Annotated in this window: 17 protein-coding genes; 10 read left to right on the top strand and 7 right to left on the bottom strand. The window is 39.5% G+C overall.

Translation table 11 applies throughout. The features are described from left to right. Positions 1 to 32: 32 nt before the first annotated feature. On the bottom strand, positions 33 to 2054 hold the full coding sequence (locus ACO1XM_RS14190; RefSeq protein ID WP_486230095.1) for a hypothetical protein: 2022 nt from the start codon (positions 2052 to 2054) through the stop codon (positions 33 to 35). Positions 2055 to 2532: 478 nt separating this feature from the next. Between ACO1XM_RS14190 and ACO1XM_RS14195 the strand changes: the two genes are divergently transcribed. The 7 genes from ACO1XM_RS14195 to ACO1XM_RS14225 all read left to right on the top strand — a co-directional run bounded on the left by ACO1XM_RS14195 (position 2533) and on the right by ACO1XM_RS14225 (position 9423). After that, positions 2533 to 3483 carry an acetyl-CoA carboxylase carboxyltransferase subunit alpha gene (locus ACO1XM_RS14195; RefSeq protein ID WP_486230097.1) on the top strand — a complete coding sequence of 317 codons (951 nt, stop codon included), beginning with the start codon at positions 2533 to 2535 and terminating at the stop codon, positions 3481 to 3483. Between the two features lie 129 nt (positions 3484 to 3612). After that, positions 3613 to 4287 (top strand): hypothetical protein, encoded by a 675-nt coding sequence (locus ACO1XM_RS14200; RefSeq protein ID WP_486230099.1) that lies wholly within the window; start codon positions 3613 to 3615, stop codon positions 4285 to 4287. A gap of 54 nt (positions 4288 to 4341) precedes the next feature. Then, positions 4342 to 5169, top strand: coding sequence for an MBL fold metallo-hydrolase (locus ACO1XM_RS14205; RefSeq protein WP_486230101.1), 828 nt, complete (start codon positions 4342 to 4344; stop codon positions 5167 to 5169). Positions 5170 to 5320: 151 nt separating this feature from the next. Further along, positions 5321 to 6079 (top strand): patatin-like phospholipase family protein, encoded by a 759-nt coding sequence (locus tag ACO1XM_RS14210; RefSeq protein WP_486230103.1) that lies wholly within the window; start codon positions 5321 to 5323, stop codon positions 6077 to 6079. A 4-nt stretch (positions 6080 to 6083) separates the two neighbouring features. Continuing rightward, positions 6084 to 8099: a urocanate hydratase gene (locus ACO1XM_RS14215; RefSeq protein ID WP_486230105.1), complete on the top strand. Its 2016-nt coding sequence runs from the start codon at positions 6084 to 6086 to the stop codon at positions 8097 to 8099. Between the two features lie 61 nt (positions 8100 to 8160). Continuing rightward, a complete protein-coding gene (locus ACO1XM_RS14220) occupies positions 8161 to 8763 on the top strand; it encodes a porin family protein (protein ID WP_486230107.1) in 603 nt (200 codons plus the stop codon). 72 nt (positions 8764 to 8835) lie between these two features. Then, positions 8836 to 9423 carry an outer membrane beta-barrel protein gene (locus ACO1XM_RS14225; RefSeq protein WP_486230109.1) on the top strand — a complete coding sequence of 196 codons (588 nt, stop codon included), beginning with the start codon at positions 8836 to 8838 and terminating at the stop codon, positions 9421 to 9423. A 71-nt stretch (positions 9424 to 9494) separates the two neighbouring features. Here ACO1XM_RS14225 and tyrS read toward each other — a convergent pair whose 3' ends face one another. The 4 genes from tyrS to ACO1XM_RS14245 all read right to left on the bottom strand — a co-directional run bounded on the left by tyrS (position 9495) and on the right by ACO1XM_RS14245 (position 13607). Continuing rightward, entirely contained in the window at positions 9495 to 10781 is a 1287-nt protein-coding gene (tyrS, locus tag ACO1XM_RS14230; protein WP_486230111.1) for a tyrosine--tRNA ligase, read from the bottom strand. A gap of 74 nt (positions 10782 to 10855) precedes the next feature. After that, positions 10856 to 12433: a SulP family inorganic anion transporter gene (locus tag ACO1XM_RS14235; RefSeq protein ID WP_486230113.1), complete on the bottom strand. Its 1578-nt coding sequence runs from the start codon at positions 12431 to 12433 to the stop codon at positions 10856 to 10858. A gap of 40 nt (positions 12434 to 12473) precedes the next feature. After that, the gene (gene can, locus ACO1XM_RS14240; RefSeq protein ID WP_486230115.1) at positions 12474 to 13127 is read right to left on the bottom strand and encodes a carbonate dehydratase; all 654 of its coding nucleotides are present in this window, start codon (positions 13125 to 13127) and stop codon (positions 12474 to 12476) included. A gap of 114 nt (positions 13128 to 13241) precedes the next feature. Next, entirely contained in the window at positions 13242 to 13607 is a 366-nt protein-coding gene (locus ACO1XM_RS14245; RefSeq protein ID WP_486230117.1) for a hypothetical protein, read from the bottom strand. A gap of 86 nt (positions 13608 to 13693) precedes the next feature. Here ACO1XM_RS14245 and ACO1XM_RS14250 point away from each other — a divergent pair, with 86 nt between their 5' ends. After that, positions 13694 to 14164, top strand: coding sequence for a pyrophosphohydrolase domain-containing protein (locus tag ACO1XM_RS14250; protein WP_486230240.1), 471 nt, complete (start codon positions 13694 to 13696; stop codon positions 14162 to 14164). Here the strand turns inward: ACO1XM_RS14250 and ACO1XM_RS14255 are convergent, their stop codons facing one another. Both ACO1XM_RS14255 and ACO1XM_RS14260 read right to left on the bottom strand, forming a co-directional pair. Further along, complete coding sequence (locus tag ACO1XM_RS14255; protein ID WP_127123750.1) at positions 14165 to 14392, bottom strand: hypothetical protein; 228 nt, start codon at positions 14390 to 14392, stop codon at positions 14165 to 14167. It abuts the gene before it with no gap. Between the two features lie 10 nt (positions 14393 to 14402). Continuing rightward, positions 14403 to 14651 carry a hypothetical protein gene (locus ACO1XM_RS14260; RefSeq protein WP_486230119.1) on the bottom strand — a complete coding sequence of 83 codons (249 nt, stop codon included), beginning with the start codon at positions 14649 to 14651 and terminating at the stop codon, positions 14403 to 14405. Positions 14652 to 14955: 304 nt separating this feature from the next. On the opposite strand from ACO1XM_RS14260, the gene ACO1XM_RS14265 reads away from it, so the two are divergent. Together ACO1XM_RS14265 and ACO1XM_RS14270 are read left to right on the top strand one after the other, a co-directional pair. Next, on the top strand, positions 14956 to 15849 hold the full coding sequence (locus ACO1XM_RS14265) for a phage holin family protein (RefSeq protein WP_486230121.1): 894 nt from the start codon (positions 14956 to 14958) through the stop codon (positions 15847 to 15849). Between the two features lie 9 nt (positions 15850 to 15858). Further along, a complete protein-coding gene (locus tag ACO1XM_RS14270) occupies positions 15859 to 17898 on the top strand; it encodes a carboxy terminal-processing peptidase (protein WP_486230123.1) in 2040 nt (679 codons plus the stop codon). Positions 17899 to 17952 lie beyond the last annotated feature (54 nt).

A 17952-nucleotide genomic window follows, 5' to 3' on the forward strand; every position in this document is an offset into this window, starting at 1 on the left:
TCTGTTTTAGATAAATAGTTTTGTTTTTGCATTTAGTCAGGTTTGATACCATACTTTTCAATGAGTTTCCTTTTATAGGCAACATCTTTGAATAATTTTGGATCGTAATGGTTCGATGAATCCCTTTTCCCTGAATGCCCTACAAACGTCATTATTTGCTCTTTAGGCATTTCCTTGTACTTGAATATAGGGTAGATACTATGCCGTGCATAAAGTGAACTAAAGTCGTTTTCAATAGGCACTTTGACCGTTGTCATTTCACCCTTTGCATTGCGTTGTTTATCCTTTACTTTTCGTTTGAATATCCCTATTTCTTTTGCCATTAATTTTAATGACTTGTTAAAGTGACCTTCATTCGGTTCGCTTGCTTTTCCTTTCTTATCGGTGTAGAACGGGATTTTGTACTTGTATTTCTTTAATATAATATCGGTATATTCATTGATAGGGTTTGCCATTTCCTTTAACTTCTGGTTGTGCGATGTGTAATAGGAAACGAACTTTGTTCCATACCCATCATCTTCAATATGCAGTGAACCACCTGTTTTTATTTTGTCAGGTCTGAATTCATTGATACGAAGTCCACCGAACATCAATAGCAATATGAACCGATCACGGGTTAAATTCAACTCATTGGTTGAAAATTCGTGGTATAGCAGTTTATCAAGTTCTGGTTTGGTGATGAACTTTTCATCTTGGGTTAAAGTGTCAATATTCTTTAATTCCTGTTGAGTATAGAACATTTTAATATTAACCTGCTTTAGGTCAATAAGGGGTAAACGTTTTAATTCTGTTAACTTATTGACGGCATCTTTATACCATTTCAATACATCTGCATATCTATCTTTAGTATAGAATATCCTTTTACCTGCAAAGGTTTCCTTGGTTACAGTGGTTGGATCAACGCCTCTAAAGTTCGTATCCTTTACCCCGTTCTTAAAAATATAACTTAGAAATGCCTTACTCCATTCAACGGAAAAATCCTTTATATGAGATGGGGGATTGGCATTCATCTTATACTCTAAAAGTCGCCACAAAATTGAAGGTTTATTTATTTGATTTGGGAATTTGGTATAAAACCCACTTGTAAAGATTTCAAAAATATCTTCTTTATTGAACTTGCCTATATTGTATCGATCTTCTGGTGATAGGAGGGATTCAACATAATCATTCTGTTTTTGCTCTACCTTTTCTTTTAGATTTAATAAATAATCTTCCTGAATTTCTTTGGTGTCAATTTCGAACCGCTCAATATCTTCTTCACTTATATTGGCAAAAACCAAACCTTTTTTCAAATGCTTTTCGTATTCATCCAATACCTGTTTGTTTACACGGACGTATTCAGTTTCATTCTTGTACAATCTTAATTGGATGTACCCTTTTAATATCTGGTTTAAGGTGTAATCAAAACGCTCTTTATCATCTAAAGTAAACCTGTGAATTGTTTCGATGGCATTATGGGCAATTTCTAAATATTCCTTTTTGAAAAATTCGTATAAGGTTGGATCAAATTGATTAGGGAAATCTTCAAGTGATAAAGGATCAATGATCTTTTCAACCTCTTTAACCCGTGTTACCTTAAATTCATTTTCAACACTAACCACTTTTTCAGTGGTGATGATCTTTTCCTTGGGGTTGATTTGCCTTAATTCTTTGTATAGGTCGGTGTATACCTTTTTGAAAACAGGAACATCCAAGAATTTGATTCTTTGCTTTTTCCAGAATTTTAGGTTCTCTCCATATATATGAGATTCAATGACTTGTTTGGTAGCGTTGGGGTTATTCTCAACAAAGTGGGAAACTTCAATTTGAAGTGCAGTAATACGGGTATTGATTTCTTTTAACTGATCAGCAGAATACCCACCTGTGACCGTTCCCTTATTCCAATCTTGTTCATTGACCTTTAACCTAACCCCATCTTTGGTGTATACGCCTATGTCATTCTGTTTATAGGCATCTGTTTTGGGATCAACCCGAATATCTATGTAGGCTGGATCAACCTTGGAGTTGATACGCGCACGTACATTAAAGAGGTTTCCATGAATCGTTTTTCCCATTAGAGCGTAAAAGTATAGGTTTCAAAAAATGACATATTACCCCGAAGTATTTTAAAGTTTTTACCCTTTTTTATTTACCCCGAAATTTACCCTTTTTTTTACCCTTTTTTACTTTTTGCACCCTTAAAACCGCTTAAATTAAGCAGAAATGAGGTTTTATGCCTACCCGTCCGGACCGCAAAAGCCTCTCTAGAAATAGAGAGGCTTTTTGTTTTACAGCCTTTGTCCACCTCAGGCTGTCTCTTTTTATCAAATACAAAATATAGGATTGTACATAAGAGCACAGGTAACTGAAGCATTTGATTTAGTAAAACCCGGACGACAGTCTCTTTATAAAAATAAGCAGTCACATAAATTACTCACTTATCTAAATTTCTATTAATCAATTACTTATAAATTTAAAATCCCCTTTTTTTGACTAAAAAACGAGATATTAAAAAACTATTAACTTTGTCGCCTCACTAATGGATAGAGCCTAATGAATCTTTTGGATTTTGAAAAACCTATTGCTGAACTGGAGTCTAAACTGGAAGACATGAAGACACTGGCAGGCGATAGCGACAAAGAAGTGCAAGCCGCAGTGAAAGCCCTCGAAAAGAAAATATTGGACCTGAAAAAAGAAACCTTCGACAACCTCACCGGCTGGCAACGAGTACAACTTTCTCGTCACCCCGACAGACCTTACACACTCGATTACATCTATGAGATCACCACAGATTTTATAGAGTTGCATGGCGACCGTAATGTAGCAGATGACAAGGCAATGGTTGGCGGTTTGGGAACCATTGACGGTCAGACTTTCATGATTATCGGTCAACAGAAAGGTCGCAATACCAAACAGCGCCAGATGCGTAATTTCGGTATGGCCAATCCTGAAGGCTATCGTAAGGCCTTGCGTCTGATGAAGATGGCAGAGAAATTTAACAAGCCCATTATTACTTTTATTGATACGCCTGGTGCATTCCCTGGTCTTGAGGCAGAAGAGCGCGGACAAGGTGAAGCCATTGCACGCAACCTGAAAGAAATGTTCATGTTGAAAGTGCCTGTTATTTGTATTGTAATTGGTGAAGGTGCTTCAGGCGGTGCTTTGGGTATAGCCATTGGCGACAAAGTATTGATGTTGGAGAATACCTGGTATTCTGTCATCTCTCCTGAATCATGCTCTTCTATTTTGTGGAGAAGCTGGGATTATAAAGAGCAGGCTGCTGAAGTACTCAAACTTACTGGTAAGGATATGTTGTCGTTGAAACTGATTGACGGCATTGTAAAAGAACCACTGGGCGGTGCGCATACTAACTTAAAGTGGATGTCGCAAGAAGTGAAGAAAGTGATCATGGATAACTTCAAGGAATTGAATAAGCTTACACCAGAAGACCGCATCAGTAAGCGCATTGATAAATTCTGTGCCATGGGTGTTGTGAAAGAATAATCACAAAACACCCGTTTTGAATTTTAAATTTGAAATTTGAAATTTAAGATTTAAAAAAGCTGTCTTCGAAAAAAGGCAGCTTTTTTATTATCAGCAAAAAATATGACCCGACTAAAATTATAAATCGCGATGAGCAAAAAATCGGAGAAGATTCAATGGAAAAATCAGCTGATCAACCTCTTGGCCATTGTGATAGGAGTGTACATTGCTTTTTACCTAACAGAAAGGAGCAATAATGCTAACAGTAGACGACAAGCGAATGCCTACCTTGCTTCTATGGCTGATGATTTACAAAGCGACATTGATGAGTTGACGATTTCTACAGACACACTTCGCTACATGATGAAGGTTTCTCAGGCACTTACGCAGAGTATTATTACACAAAGAATTATTCAGGACTCAGTGGCTACCATGATTAGCAGTTTATACCTGATTGTTCCTTTTAACCCCAAGGATAATTCCTACCAATCACTAGTAGCTTCCGGTAAGTTAGACGCTATTGAAAATTTTGAGTTGCGAAAAAAGATAACCGAACTTTATCATCAGCACTACGGCTCAATAAAAATTTTTGATGATATTTCTAACCAGCAACGCATCAGCATCATTACGCCCTATCTGATGAAAACCATGCAATTTAGCGATATAGGTCTAAAAAATGCTTCGCAATTATGGAAAGACAATATGTTTGCAAACCTGGCCTTCTCCATGCATTATAATAATACCATGAAGCACAGAATGGACTCTACTGCATTGGTACAGGCAAAAGAACTTCGTAAATTACTTTTAGCAGAACTCAATCCTTAACTGTATTGGGTCTGAGGATACCTGCATAGTCAAGTTAATCTGGAATTTTTACATATGAAATTACACGTAATCAATACAGGTTTTTTTAAGTTAGATGGGGGAGCCATGTTCGGTGTTGTACCGAAATCCATCTGGCAAAAATCAAATCCAGCAGACGATAACAACTTATGTACCTGGGCGATGCGTTGTTTGTTGGTAGAAGATGGGAACCGACTAATATTAATTGACAACGGTATTGGCGATAAACAAGACGCCAAATTCTTCAGTCATTACTATTTACATGGCGATGACAGTTTGTTGAAATCAATTCATCAGGCTGGCTTTTCTCCCGATGATATTACGGATATGTTTTTGACGCACCTTCATTTCGATCATTGCGGTGGTGGTGTAAAATATAATGGAGAGAAACTCGAGCTTGTCTTTAAAAATGCGAAGTATTGGTCTAACGAAGAACACTGGCAGTGGGCCACCAAACCCAACCCACGCGAAAAAGCTTCTTTTATTAAAGAGAATATTTTACCCATACAGGAGAGTGGGCATTTGCAATATGTAAAAGAAGGATCACTTCCTTTTGATATATTTTATGCCTCAGGTCATACAGACAAAATGATGATTCCTAAAATCAATTATAAAGGACATACCATTTGTTACATGGCCGACTTACTACCCTCCATTGGCCACATTCCCTTACCGTACGTAATGGGTTACGATACACGTCCATTACTGACATTAGAAGAAAAAGAGCGTTTTCTCAATGAAGCAGCGGATAAAAAGTACATTCTATTTTTAGAACATGATGCTGTTAATGAATGCTGCACCGTGCAACGTACTGAGAAGGGTATTAGACTAGAGAGGACTTTTTCATTGACTGAATTAGGGTAAGCACATATTATTTGTAAACGCATAACTACTTTAATGGAAATATATTTTTCAAGTAGGTGATAATCCGTCAGACCGCTGTAAGCTGAAGTAAACAGCGGTCAGACGGATTTTAAATATGGTTACGAATCAATAAAATAGTTAATATCAAAGAATGAAAATCGGAATTGCATTATCGGGAGGAGGTGCCAGGGGCTTTGCACATTTAGGTGTGTTAAAAGCCTTGGAAGAAATGAATGTAAAAATCGATAGCCTGGCAGGAACGAGTGCAGGATCTATAGTAGGTGCATTCTACGCGCATGGTTATAAACCAGAAGAAATTTTAAGTATCATTTCGGGTACAGGTATTTTAAAAAGTGTACGACCCGCCTGGTCATGGACCGGCTTTTTAAGTTTAGACGGTTTTCGCGAAGTATTAAAAAAACATTTGCCCGAAAATTCTTTTGAGTCGCTCAGGCTTCCATTAACCATAGCAGCGACAGAAATACGCCTCGGTAAAATTGTATACTTCTCTAAAGGGGAGTTGATCACTCCTATAATCGCATCATCCAGTATTCCGGCTGTATTCAACCCAGTTACTTTTGAAGGTAATGTCTACATCGATGGAGGTATAATGGACAACCTGCCTGTAAGACCACTCGTAGGCAAATGCGATTTTATCATAGGCGTTCATACTAATCCAGTGGGGCAGAAGTTCGATATTAAGAATGCCAAGGAAGTAACCATGCGCAGTTTACTCATGGCCATAAACGTAAATTCTACTGCCAGCAAAGCACATTGTAATATTGTAATAGAACCACCGGCATTGGGTGCTTACAGTCCCCTGGATGTGTCGAAGGCAAAAGAAATTTTTGACATTGGGTATCAGTACACAAAGACAAATTTTACCGTACAGGATTTTCAACTTGAATAAAGATATGAGCACTAAAACAATGCTGAGTTTTAAGGAAGAAATTTTGCAAGGTATACCTGAGGTATTGCCGCCCTTGCCAACATACGACACCTCGGTTAACCATGCCCCTAAGCGAAAAGATATTTTATCACCTACTGAAAAAAAACTGGCTGTAACCAACGCACTGCGATACTTTCATGCGAAGCACCACGCTGTATTGGCACAGGAGTTTTATGAGGAGTTGCAGCGTTATGGTCGTATTTACATGTATCGTTTTCGTCCGCAATATGAGATGAAGGCCCGAAGTATTGATAAATACCCTGCGCAATCAAAGCAGGCCGCTGCCATTATGCTGATGATACAAAACAACCTCGATCCGGCAGTGGCGCAACATCCGCATGAATTAATTACCTATGGTGGTAATGGTGCGGTATTTCAAAATTGGGCGCAGTACTTACTGACCATGCAGTATCTCGCCACCATGACAGACGAGCAAACTTTGCATATGTATTCTGGTCATCCGATGGGTCTGTTTCCTTCATCAAAATCTGCACCGCGTGTTGTAGTGACCAATGGGATGATGATTCCTAATTATTCTAAACAGGATGATTGGGAGAAATTTAATGCCTTAGGTGTAACGCAATACGGGCAGATGACTGCCGGCTCTTATATGTACATTGGCCCGCAGGGCATTGTGCATGGCACTACCATTACTGTACTCAATGCGGGACGTATGATTTCAAAAGCAGGAGAGGACTTGGCAGGAAAGCTATTTGTCACTTCTGGTTTAGGCGGTATGAGTGGGGCACAGCCCAAGGCAGGAAATATTGCAGGGTGCATTACCGTTGTGGCCGAAGTAAATGCCAAGGCCACTACAAAAAGACATGAACAGGGTTGGGTAGATGAAGTCATCACCGATTTAAATGAGCTGGTAAAACGAATTAGAAAGGCCAAAGAACATAAAGAAGTGGTTTCCATCGCGTATCAAGGCAACATAGTAGAGGTGTGGGAGAAATTCGATCAGGAGAATATTTATGTTGATTTAGGTTCTGATCAAACATCTCTGCACAACCCATGGGCTGGGGGTTATTATCCTGCGGGTATTTCGTATGAGGAAGCAAATTCACTCATGGCCAACAATCCCGAACAATTTAAAGTAAAGGTTCAGGAGACTTTAAGAAGACATGCAACGGCTATCAATAAACATACAGCCAAGGGAACATACTTTTTCGATTACGGCAATGCATTTTTGTTAGAGGCATCCAGGGCAGGAGCAGATGTAATGGCTCCCAATGGAATTGATTTTAAATATCCGTCATATGTACAAGACATTATGGGGCCTTTGTGTTTCGATTATGGCTTCGGGCCATTTCGCTGGGTATGTACTTCAGGTAAGCAGGAAGATTTAGATTATACTGATTTGCTCGCAAAGCAAACGCTAGAATCAATCTTGAAGGATTCGCCTGTTGAAATACATCCACAATTAAAAGATAACATTAAATGGATAAGTGAAGCTAAGCAGAACAAACTTGTGGTGGGTTCTAAAGCCCGGATTTTATATGCCGATGCAGAAGGCAGAATGAAAATAGCCAAAGCCTTCAATGATGCCATTAAGACAGGTAAAATCGGAGCGGTTGTATTGGGGCGCGATCACCATGATGTTTCAGGTACAGACAGTCCTTATCGGGAAACATCGAACATTTATGATGGCTCCCGCTTTACAGCGGATATGGCTATCCATAATGTAATAGGTGATAGTTTCAGGGGAGCTACCTGGGTTTCTATTCACAACGGAGGTGGTGTTGGCTGGGGAGAAGTAATTAATGGCGGATTTGGCATGCTATTGGATGGTAGTGCAGAGGCCGAACAAAAATTAGCCAATATGCTGCATTTTGACGTTTACAACGGAATAGCCAGACGTGCCTGGGCGAGAAATAAGAATGCCAAATTTGCCACCACACGTGAACAACAAACTAACTCAACTATTTTACTGACATATGCTCATGAGGTAGATGAATCGTTATTAGCCACGTTTAACTAACTTTAACAGAGTTCACAGCTCAATGCCTTTATTTAACTTTAACCAACAAAACGCAATGAATATGAAAAAGATCAGTTTAGTAATAATCTTAATGGTAATGTCAGTTGCCGGCTTCTCGCAAGTGCAAGTGGCAGTAGGTATCAAGGGCGGACCAAATTTCGCCAACATTAACACAGAGTCATCAGTAGGCGAGAATTACAAAAGCCGTACGGGATTTCATGCAGGTGCTTTTACTCTTTTCAAATTTACAAAGGTGGGTATACAGCCCGAATTATTATTTTCTCAGCAAGGAACAACTGTCGAATTTAATAGCCAGAATCTCGAGCAGAACTACAGCTACATCAACATTCCAATCATGTTAAAATTGTATACTGTTGCCGGTATCAATCTCCAAGCGGGTCCTCAGTTTGGCTTTGTAAGCAAGGCTGAAGTGGAGACAATTGTTAACAATGTTAAAACAACACAAGATGCTAAAGATGAATTGAAAGGAAGTGATTTAAGTTTGGCACTGGGAGCCGGTTGGGATTTACCATTTGGCTTAACGATCGATGCTCGTTATAACCTTGGCTTATCTAAAATCAATGATGGAAACAATAGCCCTGATGCTAAAAATCAGGTGTTCCAGGTTTCTGTTGGCTTTAAAATCATCAAACTTGGTAAATAATGCCAAGTGAAATTGAAAGCTTGACTTTTATTTTCATCAACAGTTTTTTTTAAATTTTAACCCCCTATAATTATGAGGAAACTAGTAATGATCACCCTTTTTGGATTATTAACATCAGCTGCGATGGCACAAACTTCTGCTGGCAATATGATGATCGGAGGTAGTTTTAGATTTAGTTCAAGTACTACGGAAACCGCAGCCGATGATTTAAAATCATCACAGTTTGGTATTAGTCCGAGTTTCGGCTATTTCCTTTCTGATGGTCTGGCAGTTGGTGTAAATGTTTCATTCGATTCTTATAAATACGCCAATGATGATAAACAAACCATCTTAGGTTTTGGCCCTTTTGTGCGTTATTATAAGTTTATCGGTGATGATAAGTTTGCATTTACAGGTACTGCAGGTTTCAACATAGGTTCCGGTAAATACGATCCAGATGCAGGGAATGAGACTAAAACAGGCTCTTTTAATCTATATGTGTCTCCTGGCTTTGCTTATTTCTTCAGCCCCAAGTGGTCTTTGGATTTCCAACTACAAGGAATTTCTTATAATAGCTCTGACCCAAATAAAGATGGTGATAACGATAAAAATAAATCGTTTACTTTTGGAGCAAGTTCTTTCAGTCCGTCATTGGGTTTCCGTTATTTCTTAGGAAATTAAAATTCGATTTAATAACATAAAAAAAGGATCGTTGAAAAACGATCCTTTTTTGTTTACGCTTAGCAGGAAAACTATTCAACAATAATCAGATAGTAATTTCTTCTTCCTTTTTGGACAAATAAATACCTATCTGAAAGTAGGGTATAAATTGGTTTAGCATTCACATCAGTAATTTTTTCTTTGTTAATACTCACCCCACCACCTTGTATCATTTTTCTGGTTTCACCTTTTGAAGGGAATATAATTCCTTGTGTAACCTCACTTAACAGATCTGTAACCGTTGAGGTGTTCTCATAGCTTGATTTGCTAATGCTCACCTGAGGCACGCCTTCAAAAACATTCAACAAAGTGTTTTCATCCAGGCTTTTCAAATCATCAGCCGTTGAATTGCCAAACAAAATTGAAGAAGCTTTGAGTGCAGTTTGATAATCGTTTTCTGAATGTACACGTATAGTAATGTCCTTCGCCAACGCTTGTTGCAGTTTTCGCAAATGAGGAGCAGTGGCATGATCGGCTATCAAACCTTCAATTTCATCTTTGCTGAATTGGGTAAATATCTTGATGAAATTAGCGGCATCCTCGTCTGAAACATTTAGCCAATACTGATAGAATTTATAAGGTGAAGTTTTAGCTGGATCTAACCATACATTACCACCTTCGGACTTACCGAATTTACTGCCATCAGCTTTAGTGATCAGCTTAGTTGTTAATGCAAATGCATCACCACTGGCTTTTCTTCTGATCAACTCAGTGCCTGTTACAATGTTACCCCACTGGTCAGAACCACCCATCTGAATCTTGCAGCCTTTGTTTTGGTAGAGCCAATAAAAATCGTACCCCTGAACAAGCTGGTAGGTAAACTCTGTAAACGATAAGCCAGTCTCTAAACGTTTTTGTACAGAGTCTTTACTCATCATGTAGTTAACTGTAATATGCTTGCCTACATCACGGATAAAGTCGAGGAAACGAAATTCTTTAAACCAATCATAATTGTTAACCATTTCAGCAGCATTGCTGCCTGAACCAAAGTCCAGAAATTTCTCTAATTGTTTCTTTACGCAAGCCACATTGTGATTCAGAATCTCTTCCGAAAGGAGATTGCGTTCAGCGGATTTCCCTGAAGGGTCACCCACCATACCGGTGGCCCCACCTACCAATGCGAAGGGCTTGTGACCTGCCCGCTGAAAATTGAGTAGGGTCATGATTTGAGTCAAATGCCCAATATGCAGCGAGTCCGCTGTAGGATCAAAACCGATATACCCGCTGGTGCTTTCTTTAGCTAACTGTTCTTTGGTGCCTGGCATGATGTCGTGCAATATGCCGCGCCATTCCAGCTCCTCAATAAAATCGATTTTCATACAAATGAGAGTAGGGCGCAAATATAGAAAGCACGTTTGATTAAACGTGCTTTCTACTCCACTTTTGAAGATGCCTAGTGGCTACCTACTGAAACAATTTCAGGAATGTTCAGGGTTTGAACCTTAACATTTTTTTCTTTAGCGGTAAAATTTTTGAAGTCCTGAATGATTTCCAACACATCGTAATCAATGTTTTTGGACTGGCTTCCGTCAATGATCAAATCGCTGTTATCAGGTATGTGGCTTAAGGTTAACTGAATGCTGCCTTTATTTAAAAAAGTTACTTCCTCAGAGAGCGTAATGGTAACTGTTTGGCGCTCCTGCTTTTTCTCGATCTTATAGTGATAAGAGTTTTTATAGTTTTTGCGAAGGATAAAGTAAATCGCTACGACCATACCAATACCAATGCCTTTCAGTAAATCAGTACCCAGAATGGCAACTACCGTAACAATAAAGGGGATGAACTGATCCCAACCAAGGGCATACATGCCGTTGAAGAGCGAAGGTTTTGCCAGCTTATAACCAACCATTAAAAGAATTACGGCTAACGAAGCTAAGGGAATCAGATTGAGGTAGCGTGGTATAAAAATGGCAGACAACAGCAGGATGGAACCGTGAATGATGGTAGACATTTTTGTTTTACCACCCGAGTTAATATTGGCTGAACTGCGCACAATCACCTGCGTAATGGGTAGGCCACCTAACAGACCAGAAACCATGTTGCCAATACCCTGTGCCTTTAACTCACGGTTGGTGGGTGTATTTCGTTTTAGCGGATCTAACTTGTCGGTTGCTTCAACAGAAAGTAACGTTTCAAGACTGGCTACAATGGCCAGGGTACCTGCAACAATGTATACATTCGGATTACTGATGGCCGAGAAATCAGGCGATTTAAAAAAGCTGAAAAACTCTGATATGTTTGTTGCAACGGGCAACTGAACCAAGTGCTTGCCTGTCATTTGTAAATCTGGTGCAATACCACCAAAAAGACTATTCAGGAAAATACCAGTTAATACAACAAACAAGGCGCCTGGCAGAAATTTGAAGAGCTGAATCTTCTTCATAAAAGGCTTGTCGAACAAAATAAGTAAAGCCAATGAAACTACTGAGATGACGATGGCACCGGCACTGCTGTACCGTACGGCATAGTACAATTCAGAGAAAGTATTATGACCATCATCCTGAAAAAACGATTCATCGCCCATGAAGTCCTCATCATAACCAAATGCATGGGGTATCTCCTTTAAGATAAGGGTAATACCAATGGCAGTAAGCATGCCTTTAATAACCGAAGACGGAAAATAATAGCCTATGATACCAGCCTTTAAAAATCCCGCAATCAATTGTATGAGGCCAGCAAAAAAAACAGCCAGGAGAAAAGCCTCAAAAGTACCGAGAGTTTCAATCGCTGTAAGTACAATAACAACCAATCCTGCAGCGGGTCCTGATACACCAAGGGCTGAGCCACTCAACAGACCAATAACAACACCGCCAACAACACCGGCAATTATGCCAGCGAAAAGCAGATCTGCTCTTCCAGTGGAAGCCAATGCAACCCCTAGACAAAGAGGTAAGGCTACAAGGTAAACGACCAGGCCTGAGGGCAAATCGTTTTTAAGGTGAGCAAAAAGATTAAGGTTTTTTGTTGACATGGTAGTCCGCTAAAACAAATGAGAATGAGTAATGAAAGAATTAAACAAGGATTCTCTTTTTGACCTGAAGTTTGTAAACGCCTTCGATCTCAGAATTATCACCCACCGTTACATTCAGGTCTTTCAGAATACCATTGGCTATGGAGTAAACAACGCCATGCACCTGAAGGAAGCGACCTTGTGCCCATGCATTTTGGATAATAGTTGTTTTAGTTAAGTCGAACACCTGCTCTTGTACATTTAACTCAACCAATCGGTCTGCTCTTTTACCTTCGTCTGCAATGGCATCTAGTTCTTCATGATGAAGTCTGTAAACGTCTTTGATGTGTCTCAACCAGTTATCAATTAAACCAAATTGCTTTTGTCCCATGGCTGCTATTACACCACCACAACCATAGTGGCCGCATACAATTACATGGCGAACCTCAAGCACGTTAACTGCATAATCGAGCACACTTAACATGCTCATGTCTGTGTGAATAACCATGTTGGCGATGTTACGGTGTACAAATACCTCACCAGGGGCGGTACCTGTAATTTCATTGGCAGGCACACGACTGTCTGAACAACCAATCCATAAGAATGGAGGCTTTTGTCCTTTACTCAATTTCTCAAAGTATTGTTCGTCTTCATCCAGTTTACTTTGAACCCATTGTTTATTGGCAAGAAATATATCGTTATAATGCTGTGGCATGTTAAAATTATCTAATTGTTAAAAAATAGTATTTCGAAAAGGGTATACCGCCATCGGTATGGTCTCGTACAACTATCAATTATTGTACGGCATCGTTGAACACGACAAAATGAATTAAGCGATTAGCTCAGGGGGTTGATGTATGCTGGCTGCGGTTCCATCGCAGGGGTGATGCAAACAGGAAGGATTGTTCCTAATAATAAGAAGCACATAACCTGCCTGAAAGTTTTCAAAGGAACTCAATAAAATATCCAGCTCTTTGTTTAAGGATTCAGTTTCTGATGATTCACCACTTAAAGGATCCTTTTCTTCCTCACAAATTGTATTGAAGGTAAGTACAAGGGTTTCATAGAGCGCCTCATTATTCTTCTTAAAATCCAGAATATTCAGCTCTGTCAGAAAAAAACTAAGATTCAAAAACACAAGACCTGCCAGTATGGCTACCGGTCTTAAAAAATGCGTGTTCCTGAAAAGTTTCATACAGGCAAAGTTAAACTAATTTTTTTATCTAAGCAGCGTTAACGTTATTCGAAGATTAATTGTTCAACCTAAAAATATCCATGGCCATGCAACAACCAGATGCACTTAATCAGGTAGCTGAGTTTCACCGTACTTTTAAGCATCCCATCCTTAATAACCCGTCTATCCCGGAAGAGAACCGCTGCAAATTACGTGTTGCTTTGTTGGCTGAGGAGCTAAAAGAATTGGAAGTAGCCATTTTGAATAATGACATTGTGGAGGTGGCTGATGCACTTTGCGATTTACAATATGTACTATCAGGTGCCATACTGGAATTTGGCTTAGGCGAAAAATTTAAGGCCTTGTTTGATGAGGTGCAGCGCTCAAACATGAGCAAGACTTGCAAAGATGAAGAAGAGGCAAAAAAAACGGTAGCGCATTATCTGCAAAAAGATGGCACCGAATGTTATTACCAGCAGGAGGGAAGTCACTGGTTAGTGTACCGAAAGGCTGATAATAAGACAATTAAGTCAATCAATTATTCCCCGGCAAACCTGGAAGGAATTTTAAAACCTTGATTAAATAAAAAATTCAAGTTGAAACTCGCTATCGTTGCCAGGTGACTGGATCGGGCGGAGAGAAACGATCTGAGCGCTGTTATACGTGCTGATAAATTCGCTACGACTTATGCGTAGCTTGCTTTCCCCAGGCTTTACTTTATGGTATTGCATACGCCCCGATTTATTGGCTGTGGCAGAGTACATATACCGAAACTGAATGGGAATGGGAGACGGTATGTATTGCATAAAAATGGAATTAACGGTAACTGTTTTTAAATTCAGAGTTGATCAACACATTTTGCCTTGAATTGTATTGAGCCAACAATGTGTATACAAACTCAGGCACATAGCTGAAACGTATTTCTAGTTCTTCAATTTTTGCACATAATTCCTTCACATAAAACCTTATCTGATCAAGGTTTTTACAATTGGCTGGTTTTTCAAAATTCCTGGAGATAAAGGCCTGAAGCTCCATTTCCAATTTTTTAATTTCGTAAGCGGACATAAAAATGTGTAGAACTACACAATGTTACTTCAATTCAAACTATAAATGCAAGTATTTTGGTGTAAAAATGCACAATTGCCCTTTGCTCACTGGGCCATGCTGGTTAAATATTTGAAAATCAGTAATTTAAGTATTCAACAAACCCATGTTTACGCAAGATTCAGGCTGGTAAAATTGCATAGGTCTTTTACCCCGTATTTCGGTAGGCATTTTGTTTGATTAGGTTCCTTGCAGTTTTAGTCTAGGACTTATGGCAATAAGCCCTTATTATTACAGTTAGAATAGTTAGAATTTAAACCCGCTTATGGATTATTTAGAACCCAGTCCCTTTTTAGTTTTTTGGCATCAAGCCATGATCATCGGAGCCATCATTATGATTGCCTCCGGCATTGTGATATACCTGAGTTACAACCTTCGTTTATCAACAATCAAAGATCCACATGCCAAATACGATTTTATTAATACCAAAGAAATAGCCAACTATAAACTTGTTTTTTACTGTTTTGGCGTGGCCGGAGCTTTAGTGATTAACCGCTATGGCATGGATAAACTAAAAACCATTGAAGTATGGTTTTTTGCCCGTCTCATTATTTCAATAGCCGGTGGTACGCTGGTTGGTTATGTGGGATATCTCGTCCTTGAATATTATTACCCATCAGTGATTCACAAAAAACTGTTGAAGTGGCGTTACATGCCCCGTACCTCTTCACAAGGTGCTAAAATGCGTCTACTCAGTGAAGAAGAAGAAGATGTTCACCTGGACATGGGTATGCAGGCTGAAGAAAATATTTTCTCTATCGACTATGATGTTTGGGTGGATGAGAAAAGCGGTGAGGTAAAAATTGAAAAATATGCTGGTCACCTGGAAGCCTTAAAATGTAATAGCTGCGGATTCTTCACCATGAAAGTACTGCGTGAAGAAATAACTAAACCGGCAACCGCTGACACGCCAGGTGAACTTGTTAAATATTACCAGTGTTCTTATTGCAAATCAAACAGGGCTACTGCTTTTAATTTGTCCAACAAGCAATCAGAAGCAGATTACCGAAACCAGAAGTATAAATTCCGTTCAAATAATGATGTGGACCTGGTAAAACTTGAAGTACACTCTACCGTTAAAGGTAAAAAGCACTATGAGTTTCAATCGGTTGATGAAGCTCAGCGCTTTTTAAGCGAGTTCGATTTTGATAAATCTTAAATGAAAAGTATGAAGAAGGTAGGGTCGATTTTATTTTTTCTGATAACATGTAGTGCATTGTCTTGGGCTTCTGGCAGAGACACCACAAGTTTTCAGCCCAAAGCTATTTATGGCAAGGAAGCACAAACCATTATTGCGATCCTGAATAACAACCATTATAGCAAGATTAAATTCAACGACTCGCTGTCTTCTGCTATTCTGGATCAGTACATTCAATCTTTAGACGGAAGCAAATCTTTTTTCCTCAAGTCAGACATTCAAGCGTTTGAGAAATACCGCACAACATTGGATGATTTAACACAACTCGCTAATGTTGATCCGGCTTACGAAATTTATAAGGTTTTCCGTAAGCGTTTCGATGAGCGCATGAATTACATCTTAACCAAACTGGTTAATGAGCAATTTGATTTTACGATTGATGAAGAATACGAAACCAATCGTGAAAAAGAACCATGGGCAGCGAACGAACAAGCGCTCAATGATGTGTGGCGTAAAAACCTGAAGAATCAGGCACTGAGCCTGAAACTGAGCGGTAAGAAGCCAGAGGAAATGTCGAAGGTATTGGCAGAGCGATATGAGCGCATGAATAAAGCCATGCGCCAATTTAACAGCGAAGATGTATTCAATATTTACATGAATACAATCACAGAAGCCTACGATCCGCACACCTCTTATTTCTCACCCAAAGCGGCAGAGAAATTTAAAGAGCAGATGACACTTTCACTGGAGGGTATTGGTGCACGTTTGCAGGCGGATAATGACTATACAAAAATTGCAGAAATTATACCCGGTGGCCCTGCTGAAAAATCTACCATACTAAAAGCTAACGATCGTATTATTGCTGTAGGGCAAGGCACAGATGGTGAAATGGTGGATGTCATCGGCTGGCGTCTGGATGATGTGGTTAAGCTAATCAAAGGCCCCAAGGGTACAACGGTACGGCTAAGCTATCTGCCGGGGGAGACCGGACTGACGGGCGCTGCTAAGGAAATAACTTTGGTCAGAGAAAAAATTAAGCTCGAAGACCAAAAGGCAAAAAAGGAAATAGTTCCCTACAAGCAAGGCACGAAAGACCTGAAAATGGGGGTGATTACTATACCAAGTTTTTACATGGATTGGGAAGCTTACCAAAAGGGAGATCCTGATTATACCAGTACATCTGGCGATGTAAAAAAACTGATTAAAGAACTGCAGGTAGATAAAGTAGATGGTTTAATAATTGACTTGCGTAACAACGGTGGTGGCTCACTGGCTGAAGCAATTGACCTTACAGGGCTTTTTATCAAGAATGGTCCTGTAGTGCAGGTAAAAAATTCTGCTAATCGCATCGAGGTTGCTAAAGATGATGATCCAAGCGTTCTCTTTACCGGACCGCTCGTGGTAATGACCAACCGCTTTAGTGCATCAGCTTCTGAAATTTTTGCCGGAGCCATACAAGATTATAACCGCGGAGTGGTTGTTGGCGAATCAACCTATGGCAAAGGCACCGTGCAAACAGTAGTTGATCTGAAACGCTTTATACAACCAGCAGCAGGCGAAGAAGTAGGAGAATTAAAAATCACCTTTCAGAAATTCTATAGAGTAACAGGTAGCAGTACGCAGCACAAAGGCGTAACACCTGATGTTAAGTTACCTTCGCCATTTGATGAAGAAGAGTATGGTGAAAGTGCAAACCCGAGTGCGCTTCCCTGGGATGAAATCAGAAGCACCTTATATGAAAAAACACCTATTGTAAATAAACAAACCCTGGCCACATTGAATAAATCTTATCAGGATCGTGTAAAAAATGATGCACAACTGAATAAGTTTATCAGCGACACAGATGAGGTAAGGAGAAACATTAAAGAAACCAAAGTTTCGTTGAATGAAGTAAAACGCAAAAAAGAAATGGAAGAGGCAGAAAGGAAGAGAGCCAACGCGAATTTGGGCACTAAGTTAGGTGACAAAGAAACGGGTAATGTATCTACACCTGGTTTTAAAATGGACGATGAATACCTGAGAGAGAGTGTTTTGATTTTGTCAGAATTGATTGTTCAAAGAGTAGGATAAACTGCATTGAAGTAAAATAGAAAAGGCTCCGGGAAACCGGAGCCTTTCTTTTTA

It is taken from the genome of Chryseotalea sp. (assembly GCF_057350905.1).